Genomic DNA, 12,411 nt, shown 5'->3' with positions numbered 1-12,411 from the left:
ATTATTCCCTTATTCAATGACTTTCGGCACTAGATATAGTCCAGCTTCGACTTGTGGCGCAATAGCCTGGAACTGCTCGCGATTGTCCTGCTCCGTAACGATATCGGGCCTTAATCTTTGCACCTGATCCATCGGATGAGCCATTGGTATGACGCCATCGGTATTCAGTTCGCTCATCTGCGTCATTAAATCCAGCATGCCGGATAAATCCCTTGCATAAGAATCAATGTCTGGCTCATCAATTCCCAAGCGCGCCAAATGCGCAATTTTTTTCACATCATCGGTCGTTAAAGACACTATCAACTCCTCAAAATTTCAGAGATTTTGTATTATTATAAATATAATACTTTATATCTTGCTCAAATACCCGCTTGATTGATAAAGTAGTACAATTTTATTCCCCTCAAAGGACACAGGTAAAAAATGTTCTTCAAAAGAATTCGCGGCCTTTTTTCTAATGACCTCTCGATTGACTTGGGAACCGCCAATACATTGATTTATATTCCCGGCCAAGGGATTGTCCTTAATGAACCATCAGTTGTCGCCATCAAAGAAGACAAAGTCCGTGGTTCTAAAACCATCGCGGCGGTTGGCGCTGACGCAAAGCGCATGCTGGGCCGTACACCTGGCAACATCACGGCTATCCGCCCGTTGAAGGACGGTGTAATCGCTGATTTTGCCGTTACGGAAAGAATGCTCAGATTTTTTATCGAAAAGGTCCATCAAAGCAAACTGTTGCGTCCTAGTCCGCGCATTTTAATCTGTGTACCTTGCGGGTCAACCCAGGTTGAACGTCGTGCCATTCGTGAATCTGCCGCCATGGCCGGCGCGCGCGAAGTCTATCTGATAGAAGAACCCATGTCGGCCGCTATCGGCGCTGGGCTTCCGGTCGATGAAGCGTCAGGATCGATGGTTCTGGATATCGGTGGCGGCACCTCCGAAGTGGCCGTCATATCCATAAACGGCATCGTTTATTCCAACTCGGTCCGTATCGGTGGCGATCGTTTTGACGAAGCCATCATCAACTATGTACGTAGAAACTACGGCACGTTAATCGGTGAATCGACGGCCGAAAGAATAAAATTTGAAATCGGCACGGCTTACCCCGGCAGCGAAGTCAGGGAAATAGAAGTAAAGGGGCGCAATCTGGCGGAAGGCGTGCCGCGCAGTTTTGCCTTGAACAGCAATGAAATCCTGGAAGCATTGCAGGAACCGCTGTCTGGCATTGTCGGTGCTGTCAAAGTGGCCCTGGAACAAACTCCGCCCGAACTGGGAGCCGATGTTGCCAACCGCGGCATTTATTTAACCGGCGGAGGTGCCTTGTTAAAAGACATTGATCGCCTGATAGCCGAAGAGACAGGCTTGCCTGTGTTTATTGCCGATGATCCGTTGACTTGTGTTGCCAGAGGCGGCGGCATGGTTCTGGAAATGCTGGATAAAAAAGGAGTCTCAACCTTTTCATTAGAATAATGATGCTTAGCCTTTGATTGCTTATTCTGGCAGAAACCGGGACTACCAGCCCGGTCGCTTCATTTTTAACTAACTGATAAGATGACTGCAAGGATGCAGGAGGTAGAGCACCGCTAGGAGCAATTGCCGAGGAAATCCGCCATCAAACTTTTATTTGCCACCGGTCCATCGATTAATACCCGCCTGCTAGTGGCAGTAATCGCCTCTATCGCCTTACTAGCGACGGAACAGACCAGCATCCGGTTGGATCCGCTTCGCGCTGCGTTATCGTTTTTTATCGACCCTATAAAATATCTGGTCGATTTACCTACAGTTCTGATCGAGCAAACTTCCAACTCTATTAGTTCGTACACCGCCCTACAGAAAGAAAACGAGAGATTGCGAGAAGAGCAGCTCATCCAGCAGACCCGACTGCTCAAGTTTGCAGCCCTGGAAAAAGAAAATATCCGCCTGCGCGCACTACTGGAAAATTCGTTCAAACTCGGTGAACAGGTGCTGATCGCTGAATTATTGTCAATAAATACAGGCCCCTATGAACACATCGTACAGGTCAACAAAGGTACACGCTTTGGCGTGCATCCCCAACAGCCCGTACTTGATGCCAACGGTGTCGTCGGTCAGGTTATCCGGAGCCTGCCGCTCAGCTCAGAAATCATGTTGATTACCGATCCGAATCATGCCATTCCGGTTCAGGTTAATCGAAACGGATTACTAACGATTGCGGTAGGCAGTGGACAAATGAACCGGCTTAATCTGCCATTTTTGCCAAACAATGCCGACATTCAACCTGGCGATTTACTGATCACATCGGGTTTAGGCGGTACTTTTCCGCAGGGCTACCCTGTTGCGGTTGTGGATGAATTTACGCCGGAACCTAATAAACCTTTCGCCAGCATTACTGCAACCCCTAAAGCCATGCTGAACCGGAACAGGGAACTGATGATTGTCTGGAGCAATACCACACCTATTCCGTTGACCTCACAACACACAGCGAACGACAAAAAAACCGAGACACCTGCCCATGAATAACTACTATGGCTTTGGCCGAATTATTTTGACCATAGTCTTGGCGATGTGCTTAAGAATTGCACCCATGCATGGCGTTATGGCTGCCATTAATCCCGACTGGGTGTTGCTGTCTCTTATCTATTGGGCACTCGCCGTGCCGGAGCGGGTCGGCATATTCCATGCCTGGACTTTCGGCTTGCTTACCGATGTGTTAATGGGCAAGTTATTTGGCCAATATGCGCTGGCTTATTCGTTAGTCATCTATCTTTGCCTCAAGCTCCATAAACGACTGCGCCAGTTTCCTTTGATTCAACAAGGGCTGTTTATTTTTTTCTGCCTGCTGCTATCCCAGTTGCTGCTGTTCTGGATAAAAAATCTCCAGCACCCTTCCCAGCTTCATCCATCCTTCTGGCTGCCTGTTATTACCGGCACATTATGCTGGCCTTTGGTTTATACGACGCTACGCTTCATTCGCCTGTCACGACGCGCTAAATAGAACAATTCGCCGCCGTTATGTCCCGTACATATACTATTAAAGATAATTCAGTAGAGAATCGCCTGTTTCTCAACCGCATTATCGTCGCATTCGTTATCATCTTATTATTGACTTCCGGCCTGATCGTTCGCCTGGTCTATCTGCAGATTGTCGGTCACGAACATTACTCAAGTCTGGCAAAGGACAATAGCATCAAAATCAAGCCGCTGGTGCCGACTCGAGGCATGATTTATGATCGGCATGGAAAAATTCTGGCCGAAAATATGCCGTCTTACAGCCTTGAGCTGATCCCTGAACAAATCAGCGACCTCGATGACACCTTGCGGCGTTTACAAAAATTGCTCAACATCTCCGATGAAAAAATCCAGCAATATCAAAAACAGCGTAAACGGGAAAAACGCTTCACCAGCACGCCGCTATTGATGAACATGAATGAGGAAGAACTCGCCAAATTTGCCGTCGCCCGACCTTTTTTCCCCGGCGTCGACATTCAGGTTCATCTTGCCCGGCATTATCCTTATGCCGATCTGGCCTCGCATGTCGTCGGCTATGTGGGACGCATCAACGAGACCGAACTCAAATCATTGCCGACAGCCGAATATCAGGGCTCGAGCCATATTGGCAAAATAGGCGTAGAAAGCAGCTATGAAACACAACTGCATGGCAAAACGGGCTATGCGGAAATCGAAACCAATGCCCAGGCGCGCGCCATCCGTACGGTAAACGCAGTGGAACCGACACCCGGCGCCAATCTCTACCTGACACTGGACATTGATCTTCAGAAAACCGCCTATGACGCGCTGGACACTTATAATGGCGCCGTCGTTGCCATTGACATCAAAACAGGCGGCGTTCTGGTATTCGCCAGCCGCCCCGGATTTGATCCCAATCCGTTTGTTGTCGGCATTAGCAACAATGCCTATCAGGCGTTGCAATCATCCGACGATCGGCCGCTCTACAATCGCGCATTACGGGGCTTGTATCCGCCTGGCTCAACGCTTAAGCCATTTGTCGGTCTGGCAGGACTTGAATATAACGTGATAGATACGCAGCACAGAATTTTCTGCCCGGGCTTTTATCAACTCCCGGGCGTCAGCCACCGCTACCGGGACTGGAAAAAGTGGGGCCACGGCTCGGTTAATTTAAACGATGCCATCATGCAGTCCTGCGACGTTTATTTTTATAGTCTGGCGTCCTCTTTGGGCATCGATAACATACATGATTTTTTACAGCAGTTCGGCTTTGGCGAGAAAACCGGCATCGATCTGGTCGGGGAAAAAGCGGGCTTGCTGCCATCTCGCGACTGGAAACGTCGACAGAGAAATCAGTCTTGGTACCCAGGAGAAACATTGATCACAGGCATTGGCCAGGGATTTACCCAGGTAACGCCATTACAGCTTGCCAGAGCCACGGCAACACTGGCTAATAAAGGCAATATTGTCACGCCGTTTCTGGTGGACAAAATCGTCAATACCGATACCACTACGCATGGCCCCGAAGCCCATAAAGGCGCCCTGCCGATTAAACAGGAAAACATCAATAGCATTCTTGTCGGCATGGTCAATGTGATCCATGGCGAGCGCGGAACAGCCAAGCCCATTGGCAAGGGCATTAATTATAAAATTGGCGGAAAAACGGGAACCGCACAGGTTTTCAATATCAAACAGGACGCCAAATACAACGAGAATGAAATCGACTTCAAACTGCGCGATCATGCGTTATTTATTGCATTCGCTCCGGCCGATGATCCTAAAATTGCAGTAGCGGTCATTGCCGAAAACGGTAGTCATGGCGGTTCAGTTGCAGGACCGATTGCCGGAAAAGTCATCAAGCAATATTTAGAGAGCGAAAATGAGAACTGAAACTCGCAGAGAACAATTCGAACCGCCTTCAGCTTTAGGCAATCTGCTCAGAAAACTGCATATTGATGTCCCTTTGTTTATCACGCTGTTCCTGGCGGCCATAGTCAGCTTCGTGATTCTTTACAGTGCCGGCAGCCAGAATATGGGCATATTGATGCGCCAGGCGGCCCGAGTCGGGCTAGCCTTTGGATTAATGACGCTGCTGGCCCATGTCAATCCTTATCAGTTTAAACGCTATTCGGCTGTGCTATTTGCCCTGGGCATTTTATTGCTCATCGCCGTACTGATCATGGGACAAATTGGCAAAGGCGCTCAACGCTGGCTGGATCTGGGCTTTTTCCGTTTCCAGCCGTCGGAAATGATCAAAATCACGACGCCCATGATGATTGCCTGGTATCTGGCCGAGCATTCACTGCCGCCCAAATGGAAGCAGCTTTGCATAGCCGCCGTACTGATCGTGATTCCGACTTTATTGATTGCCAAACAGCCGGATCTGGGAACCGCTTTGCTGGTGGCCAGCTCTGGCGCCGGCGTGCTGTTTTTTGCCGGTCTTTCCTGGCTTTTCATTCTGGCCGTTATTGCCATCTTGACCTCTCTAACCCCCGTTGTCTGGCATCTGATGCACGACTACCAACGCGACCGGGTGCTGACCTTCTTAAATCCCGAAGCCGACCCGATGGGCCGAGGCTATCACATTATTCAATCGAAAATAGCCATTGGCTCCGGCGGCATCTACGGCAAGGGCTGGCTGGGCAGCACCCAGTCGGAACTGGACTTCCTGCCGGAAAGCTCGACTGATTTCATTTTCGCCGTATTTGCCGAGGAATTCGGCCTTTTTGGCTGTTTGGGCCTGCTGGTTCTGTACCTGCTTATTATCGGCCGCTGTCTGTATATCGCCTCGCAAGCCCAAGATACCTATAGTCGATTATTAGCGGGCAGCCTATCCTTTACCTTTTTTGTGTATGTGTTTGTTAACATCGGCATGGTCATAGGCATTCTGCCTGTCGTGGGCGTTCCGTTGCCGTTAATCAGTTACGGAGGCACATCAATAGTGACGTTACTGGCCGGATTCGGTATCCTGATGTCCATCCATACCCATAAAAAACTTTTGCCGAACTGATGAAATTGAAAAATACGTTAAGGCGCATTCTGTTAAGCGGCCTCTGTTTAACCGCAGTCTCCTGTACCGCCACCATCAAAGAAACAGACAACAAGGATGCATTTATCCAGCAGATGGTCGCAACGCATCAGTTCGACGAATCCGAACTTAACGAACTCTTTCAATCGGTTCAAATAAAGGAAAACATACTTAAAACCATCTCGAAGCCGGCCGAAGGACTGCCCTGGTATAAGTATCGCAATATATTTCTAACCGAATCACGCATTGATGGCGGAGTGAAGTTCTGGCGAGAAAATGCGCAAGCGCTAGCTTCCGCCGAGCAGCAATATGGCGTTCCAGCAGAAATTGTTGTCGCTATTATAGGCGTTGAAACCCTCTATGGACAAAATACCGGCAACCATCGCGTCATCGATGCGCTGTCCACACTGGCGTTTGCCTATCCTCCGCGCAGCAAGTTCTTCCTCGGTGAACTTGAAAACTTTCTGCTGCTTTGCCGCGATGAACATATAAATCCCCTTGAACCCACCGGCTCTTATGCCGGCGCCATGGGTATACCGCAATTCATGCCTAGCAGCTTCAGAAACTATGCGATCGACTTTGATCACGATAGCCGCCGCGATATCTGGCATAACAATAACGATGTTATCGCCAGCATCGCCAACTACTTTGCCCAGCACCAGTGGCAACCGGGCCGTGCAATTGCTTTTCCGGTCAAAGCCAAAGGCGAAAAGTATAAGCCCATGCTCAAAGGCGACCTTAAGCCTGATTTAACTATTGCAGAGTTACAATCCCTTGATGTTGATACATCAGTATCATTACCTTTAAACAGCAAAATAAAACTTCTTATTTTTGAACAAGAACAAAACGAAGAACTCTGGGCTGCTTTAGATAATTTTTATGTGATCACCCGTTACAATCACAGCCCTTTATATGCTATGGCGGTTTACCAGTTAAGCCAGGCCATTTCAAACAAAAAGGCTTCAACATATGAATAAAATCATAGTCTCCATCTCCTTTTTCATTCTGAGCAGTTGTGCTACAGAGCAGATAGAAAACATCGAAACCTCTAAATCCGAGCCGGCTTTTAAAACTGTCGTTGATTCATGGTTTCATCCATCATCAGGAGACGAACAGAACGGCGCTGTATCCAAGGAAGCGTCTGAACAAGAAAATCTGTTGCCCAGTATCGCCCAATATCTGAAAAAGGGCATTGCTTCATGGTATGGCCCCCGCTTTCACGGCAAAAAAACCGCTAACGGTGAAATATTTGACATGTATGCCATGAGCGCTGCATCGAAAACACTGCCGATTCCGTCGTATGCTCGCGTAACCAACCTGGAAAACAAGCGCAGCGTTATTGTACGCATCAACGACAGAGGGCCTTATCACGGCAACAGAGTATTGGATCTGTCCTACACCGCCGCCAAAAAGCTGGGTATTCATAAGGCCGGAACCGGAATGGTCGAAATCAAGCCTTTAGCCCCTGAACAGGCCTTGCCGCAATTACAAGCGTCTGCGGCCAAGCAGAAAAAACAGGTTTATTTGCAAGTAGGTGCTTTCGGTAGCCAAAGAAAGGCCTTGAAGTTACAAAATAAAATCATTGCCCACCATTTGCCTCAACCTGAAATCCTGTCCTCTACCTACAAGAAAGCCACGCTTTATAAAGTTCAAATGGGCCCTATAAAATCGGCAGATGGTGCGGATAAACTGAATGAACAATTGGCAGAAATAGGCGTAACACATACTCAATTTGTCACAGAAACCAGACAAAATTAAAAAATCACATGGTACAATATAGGGCAACGATTTACCGAGCCCCTACCAGTACCTAACCATGATGTTTTTAAAAAGTTATACCCGCTTCTACTTTTTTATATTTTTTGGTTTACTGCTTGCCGCTTCCCAGGCGAACTCAGCAGATGAAGATATTTTAACCCCGACGGCACCCGCCGTTGCTGCAAGTGCTTATATATTGCAGGACTATGCCACAGGCAAGGTATTGGCGGAAAACAATGCCGATGCCAAAGTCGCCCCGGCCAGTCTTACGAAAATCATGACCGTCTATGTGGCATTCAGGGAACTCGACAGTGGTCACCTGCATCTGGAAGACAAAGCCACCATCAGTCAAAAAGCCTGGCAAACGCCCGGCTCGCGCATGTTTATTGAAGTCAACAACCAAGTCTCTATCGAAGATCTGTTACATGGCGTGATCATCCAATCAGGCAATGATGCCAGTGTCGCTTTAGCAGAACACATAGGCGGCAATGAGACGACATTCGCCGACATGATGAATCAGCATGCGGCGCGCCTGGGTATGGTCAATACCCACTTCGTCAACAGCGACGGATTGCCTGACCCGGATCATTACACAACGGCGCGCGATCTCGCGACGCTGACCCGGGCTTTAATCAAGGAATTTCCCGAGTACTACCGCTGGTTTTCACAGAAAGAATTTACTTATAACAAGATCAAGCAGCAAAATCGGAATAAATTGCTCTGGCGCGATGAAACAGTTGATGGCGTTAAAACCGGATTCACTGATGACGCCGGCTATTGCCTCGTTGCTTCTGCGTTAAGAAATGATATGCGTCTGATTTCTGTCGTGATGGGGACATCGAGCCCTAACGTCAGAGCCAACGAAAACCAAAATCTGCTGAATTACGGGTTCCGTTTTTTTGAATCGCACCGCCTCTATCAGGCCAAAACCCCTTTAACCGAGGCAAGAATATGGCGAGGTGACAGCAAAAATGTGTCACTTGGCTTGTCAGAAGATCTTTTTGCCACAGTTCCGCGCCGTCACTATAAAGATCTGAAAGCCGTTATCAATGTCGATAAAAATATTACCGCTCCCGTTAAGGAAGGCGAAAAATTCGGCTCGGTGACAGTCACCCTGGCAAATGAAGTGATTACCACTAAAGACCTGGTAGTGCTTAAAGCCGTGGAGAAAGGCAACATTCTTCAAAGAATTTACGATCAAGCCCTGCTGTTAATGGAAAAATAATGGAAAATAAAACGGTTTATTTAAACGGTCAGTATCTGCCTCTTAATGAAGCAAAAATATCGGTTCTTGACCGTGGTTTTTTGTTCGGTGACGGCATCTACGAAGTCATCCCAGCCTATCGTGGACAGTTATTCCGCTTTCAGGAACACATGGAGCGACTGGAAAACAGCCTTAGTAATATTCGATTGATTAATCCCCATAGCCGCGAGCAGTGGCTGAAGATTCTGACAGAGCTGCTGAGCCCAAGCGGGGACCAATATATCTATCTACAAGTTACACGCGGCGTAGCGCCTAAAAGAGACCATGCGTTTCCGGAAAAGACCGAGCCTACCGTCTTCGCCATGTGTTCAAACATAGTGCCGTTTGAAGGGCTTAACTCCGGCGTTAAGGCAATCAGCCTGGATGACAGCCGCTGGGAGATGTGCCATGTCAAGGCAACCACATTGCTGGCTAACATCCTGCTTAGACAACAAGCCGTGGAACAGGGCTGCGCTGAAGCCGTTTTAGTTAATAAAGACGGCTACGTGACCGAGGGCGCGGCAAGCAATATTTTTGCCGTTGTCGACGGCGTCTTGATTACTCCGCCTAAGAGCTGCGAGATATTGCCGGGAATTACCCGTGATGTCATTCTGGAAATCGCTCAGAAAAACAACATCCCTTACCGTGAGGAAGTTATTTCATTAGAGTCCTTGAAATCAGCCAGCGAGATCTGGTTAACCAGCTCCACACGCGAAATCATACCGGTTGTGGAATTTGACTCTCAAAAAGTGGCAGACGGCAAGCCCGGCCCGGTATGGCAAAACATGCATCGGCTTTTTCAAGCTTATAAGCAGTCCCAATCATGAGCGAAGAACAATCTCTTTTAGAATTTCCTTGCCAATTTGCTATTAAAGTAATGGGCAGAACCAGCCCGGATCTTGATGTGTTGGTCGTGGAAATTGTCCGCCGCCACAGCCCTGATCTCAGGGAGGGCGCCGTGACGTCCCGTCCCAGCAAGGCCGGCAATTATACCGCCATTACCGTGATAATAGACGCATCAAGCCGAGAGCAACTGGATGCCATCTACCGGGACTTAACAGCCAGCCCGCATATTCTGATGGCATTGTAGGCGAGGTTGGCGTAGCATGACCTGATGTTTTGCTGGCGAAATAATTCTCCAAAACATTTCTAATCACCGATACACAGGGAACCGGGCGACTACTCGGTATTATCTATGTTTCTCCGCGGCAAAAGCCCGTCCAATACCATGCAGATAATGATTCGAAACCTGGGTTTGCAGCATTACGAAACGACGTGGCAGGCTATGCAGCAGTTCACGCTGGAACGTACTGAAGAAACGGTCGATGAAATATGGATCGTGGAGCATTTTCCTGTTTATACACTGGGCTTAAACGGCAAACCCGAGCATCTGCTCGATGCAGGCGCTATCCCCGTCATTCGTTCCGACCGGGGCGGCCAAGTCACTTATCACGGCCCCGGTCAACTGGTCATTTATACTCTACTGGACATTAAACGGCTAAAAATAGGCGTCAGGCAGCTGGTAACGATTCTGGAGCAAGCTATGATCAGCGCTTTGGCCGGCTATGGCATTACCGCACTCGCCAGGACTGAGGCGCCCGGCGTCTACGTGGACGGCAAAAAAATCGGTTCAATTGGCATGCGAATTAAGAAAAATTGCAGCTATCACGGCCTAAGTTTCAATAACCAAATGGACCTGAGCCCTTTTGACTCTATCAATACTTGCGGTTATCCTGAGCTGGAAGTGACCCAATTGGCTGATCTGGGTGTCGCTGTTAAAAATTCCGAACTCGCCTTGCCTGTTATCCAGGCCATAACCACGGCTATACAACAATGACTCATCAAGCGCCTTCCCGTTCCACGCCCGAATCTCATCAACGCAATGCCGAGAAACTGGCAAGAATTCCGATCAAAGTCGAGCAGGCCCAGACCACTTTGCGCAAACCCGAATGGATACGCATAAAAATATCGGCCAGCGATGAAGTCAACCGGATAAAACAGTTATTGCGCCAAAACCAGTTGCATACGGTTTGCGAAGAAGCCGCCTGTCCTAATTTGGCAGAATGTTTTCAGCATGGCACCGCGACCTTCATGATCATGGGAGATTTATGCACGCGCCGCTGTCCTTTCTGCGATGTTGCCCACGGCAAGCCACTGGCGCTCGACAAAGACGAACCGCAACATCTCGCCCAGGCCATTCAAACGTTGGCTTTGAAATATGTCGTCATTACCTCTGTGAACCGCGATGATTTGAAAGACGGCGGCGCGGGCCACTTTGCCGACTGCATCGGAGCGATTCGACAATCGACACCGACAACCAAAATCGAAATTCTGGTGCCGGATTTTCGTGGCCGCATGGATAAAGCCATTGCAATACTGGCCGGGCAACCCTGCGATGTATTCAATCATAATCTGGAAACGGTTCCCAGGCTGTACCAGCAAGCACGCCCCGGCGCCGACTATTTGGGATCATTGCAATTACTTCAGAAATATGGCGAGGCGCAGCCTCAGACTCCCATCAAATCTGGACTGATGCTCGGCCTGGGAGAAGAACCGTCTGAAGTCCATCAGGTTATGAAAGATTTACTGGACCACGGCTGTTCCATGCTGACTCTGGGCCAATATCTGCAACCCAGCAAGGCTCATTTGCCGGTCAAGAGCTATATTACTCCGGAACAATTCGAGGAATACAACGCTACAGCAAAGACATTAGGCTTCAAACAAGTTGCCAGCGCGCCATTAGTCAGATCATCTTATCATGCTGACGCCCAGGCTAAAGCCGTTATAAGCGAATCATCTGATTAACCAGCCGACAAATACTTATAGAAGAGCGCCGGACGCCCAATTGCGATTGAAAAAACATGCTTTCTGTGGCCAAATCGAGGACTGACTGCCCACTTGCTCGGCAAGACTTTTAACAATTCTATCGACAAAACACTTCGGTATACCCGGAGGATTAACATATGGCAGTGAAAATTTCTCGTTTTCTGCCGATCTACTGGCTGAACTCATCGGAATTCCCGCGAAAAAGCGAAGATGAAGCATTAAATGCAGCCGCCCTGTTCGGAATAGATGAACAGAATCAGGCTACTTTTGCCCAAGCGACCGTTAAACTAGCTTCCTGGCGCATATCAACCGGGGTTAAATATAGAACTACGCGCTTGGTACACTGTCCGCACTAAATCAGTGCTGGAGTCGGCGGGTCTTATTCCTTGTTCAAAAACAGCCTTAGCTATAGCTTCATTAACACCACCTCGAACATAACAATTTCCGCTATGAGATTGAGCCGGGTCTGGACTTTGCGCTCGGCCGACTGTTTTACTCATCCTTAGGAACCAGTCAACGTACCTTTGATTCAAAGAATCTGTAAATGCTTTCAACTGGGCCTGAAACACAATTTCGCTACTGATGCCGTTCAGGCAATCAGAGGGCCTTG

General features: G+C 48.6%; 14 protein-coding genes. 13 read left to right on the top strand and 1 reads right to left on the bottom strand.

Annotated elements, in window-relative coordinates; translation table 11 throughout:
* Positions 1 to 9: 9 nt before the first annotated feature.
* The gene (gene gatC / locus METLU_RS0119735) at positions 10 to 297 is read right to left on the bottom strand and encodes an Asp-tRNA(Asn)/Glu-tRNA(Gln) amidotransferase subunit GatC (RefSeq protein ID WP_027159740.1); all 288 of its coding nucleotides are present in this window, start codon (positions 295 to 297) and stop codon (positions 10 to 12) included.
* 126 nt (positions 298 to 423) lie between these two features.
* On the opposite strand from gatC, the gene METLU_RS0119730 reads away from it, so the two are divergent.
* The 13 genes from METLU_RS0119730 to METLU_RS0119670 all read left to right on the top strand — a co-directional run bounded on the left by METLU_RS0119730 (position 424) and on the right by METLU_RS0119670 (position 12,157).
* Positions 424 to 1,470, top strand: coding sequence for a rod shape-determining protein (locus tag METLU_RS0119730; protein ID WP_027159739.1), 1,047 nt, complete (start codon positions 424 to 426; stop codon positions 1,468 to 1,470).
* 123 nt (positions 1,471 to 1,593) lie between these two features.
* Complete coding sequence (mreC, locus tag METLU_RS0119725) at positions 1,594 to 2,499, top strand: rod shape-determining protein MreC (protein WP_036243316.1); 906 nt, start codon at positions 1,594 to 1,596, stop codon at positions 2,497 to 2,499.
* On the top strand, positions 2,492 to 2,974 hold the full coding sequence (mreD, locus tag METLU_RS0119720) for a rod shape-determining protein MreD (protein WP_027159737.1): 483 nt from the start codon (positions 2,492 to 2,494) through the stop codon (positions 2,972 to 2,974). Before mreC ends, mreD begins: the two co-directional genes overlap by 8 nt.
* A gap of 17 nt (positions 2,975 to 2,991) precedes the next feature.
* Entirely contained in the window at positions 2,992 to 4,836 is a 1,845-nt protein-coding gene (gene mrdA / locus METLU_RS0119715; RefSeq protein ID WP_027159736.1) for a penicillin-binding protein 2, read from the top strand.
* Positions 4,826 to 5,956, top strand: coding sequence for a rod shape-determining protein RodA (gene rodA / locus METLU_RS0119710; protein ID WP_027159735.1), 1,131 nt, complete (start codon positions 4,826 to 4,828; stop codon positions 5,954 to 5,956). The genes mrdA and rodA overlap by 11 nt, the downstream gene beginning before the upstream one ends.
* Positions 5,956 to 6,951 (top strand): lytic murein transglycosylase B, encoded by a 996-nt coding sequence (gene mltB / locus METLU_RS0119705; RefSeq protein WP_027159734.1) that lies wholly within the window; start codon positions 5,956 to 5,958, stop codon positions 6,949 to 6,951. The genes rodA and mltB overlap by 1 nt, the downstream gene beginning before the upstream one ends.
* On the top strand, positions 6,944 to 7,732 hold the full coding sequence (locus tag METLU_RS0119700) for a septal ring lytic transglycosylase RlpA family protein (RefSeq protein WP_027159733.1): 789 nt from the start codon (positions 6,944 to 6,946) through the stop codon (positions 7,730 to 7,732). The genes mltB and METLU_RS0119700 overlap by 8 nt, the downstream gene beginning before the upstream one ends.
* A 58-nt stretch (positions 7,733 to 7,790) precedes the next feature.
* Positions 7,791 to 8,957: a D-alanyl-D-alanine carboxypeptidase family protein gene (locus METLU_RS0119695; RefSeq protein ID WP_027159732.1), complete on the top strand. Its 1,167-nt coding sequence runs from the start codon at positions 7,791 to 7,793 to the stop codon at positions 8,955 to 8,957.
* Positions 8,957 to 9,802, top strand: coding sequence for a D-amino acid aminotransferase (locus METLU_RS0119690; RefSeq protein ID WP_027159731.1), 846 nt, complete (start codon positions 8,957 to 8,959; stop codon positions 9,800 to 9,802). The genes METLU_RS0119695 and METLU_RS0119690 overlap by 1 nt, the downstream gene beginning before the upstream one ends.
* Complete coding sequence (locus METLU_RS0119685; protein ID WP_027159730.1) at positions 9,799 to 10,065, top strand: YbeD family protein; 267 nt, start codon at positions 9,799 to 9,801, stop codon at positions 10,063 to 10,065. The genes METLU_RS0119690 and METLU_RS0119685 overlap by 4 nt, the downstream gene beginning before the upstream one ends.
* A gap of 138 nt (positions 10,066 to 10,203) precedes the next feature.
* Positions 10,204 to 10,812 (top strand): lipoyl(octanoyl) transferase LipB, encoded by a 609-nt coding sequence (gene lipB / locus METLU_RS0119680; RefSeq protein WP_027159729.1) that lies wholly within the window; start codon positions 10,204 to 10,206, stop codon positions 10,810 to 10,812.
* Positions 10,809 to 11,780, top strand: a complete 972-nt coding sequence (gene lipA / locus METLU_RS0119675) for a lipoyl synthase (protein WP_027159728.1) — start codon at positions 10,809 to 10,811, stop codon at positions 11,778 to 11,780. The genes lipB and lipA overlap by 4 nt, the downstream gene beginning before the upstream one ends.
* A 158-nt stretch (positions 11,781 to 11,938) precedes the next feature.
* Positions 11,939 to 12,157 (top strand): hypothetical protein, encoded by a 219-nt coding sequence (locus tag METLU_RS0119670; RefSeq protein ID WP_027159727.1) that lies wholly within the window; start codon positions 11,939 to 11,941, stop codon positions 12,155 to 12,157.
* Positions 12,158 to 12,411: the final 254 nt, after the last annotated feature.

It is taken from the genome of Methylobacter luteus IMV-B-3098, assembly GCF_000427625.1.
GTDB classification, from domain to species: Bacteria; Pseudomonadota; Gammaproteobacteria; order Methylococcales; family Methylomonadaceae; genus Methylobacter; species Methylobacter luteus.
The sequence above is the reverse complement of the archived record's forward strand: the minus strand, read 5'-3'. Positions and strand labels throughout refer to the sequence as shown.

Excerpts from the sequence above, each read along its gene's own strand:
- METLU_RS0119730 (WP_027159739.1), top strand. The coding sequence starts at position 424 with ATGTTCTTCAAAAGAATTCGCGGCCTTTTTTCTAATGACCTCTCGATT.
- mreD (WP_027159737.1), top strand. The coding sequence starts at position 2,492 with ATGAATAACTACTATGGCTTTGGCCGAATTATTTTGACCATAGTCTTG.
- mrdA (WP_027159736.1), top strand. The coding sequence starts at position 2,992 with ATGTCCCGTACATATACTATTAAAGATAATTCAGTAGAGAATCGCCTG.
- rodA (WP_027159735.1), top strand. The coding sequence starts at position 4,826 with ATGAGAACTGAAACTCGCAGAGAACAATTCGAACCGCCTTCAGCTTTA.
- mltB (WP_027159734.1), top strand. The coding sequence starts at position 5,956 with ATGAAATTGAAAAATACGTTAAGGCGCATTCTGTTAAGCGGCCTCTGT.
- METLU_RS0119700 (WP_027159733.1), top strand. The coding sequence starts at position 6,944 with ATGAATAAAATCATAGTCTCCATCTCCTTTTTCATTCTGAGCAGTTGT.
- METLU_RS0119695 (WP_027159732.1), top strand. The coding sequence starts at position 7,791 with ATGATGTTTTTAAAAAGTTATACCCGCTTCTACTTTTTTATATTTTTT.
- METLU_RS0119690 (WP_027159731.1), top strand. The coding sequence starts at position 8,957 with ATGGAAAATAAAACGGTTTATTTAAACGGTCAGTATCTGCCTCTTAAT.
- METLU_RS0119685 (WP_027159730.1), top strand. The coding sequence starts at position 9,799 with ATGAGCGAAGAACAATCTCTTTTAGAATTTCCTTGCCAATTTGCTATT.
- lipB (WP_027159729.1), top strand. The coding sequence starts at position 10,204 with ATGCAGATAATGATTCGAAACCTGGGTTTGCAGCATTACGAAACGACG.
- lipA (WP_027159728.1), top strand. The coding sequence starts at position 10,809 with ATGACTCATCAAGCGCCTTCCCGTTCCACGCCCGAATCTCATCAACGC.
- METLU_RS0119670 (WP_027159727.1), top strand. The coding sequence starts at position 11,939 with ATGGCAGTGAAAATTTCTCGTTTTCTGCCGATCTACTGGCTGAACTCA.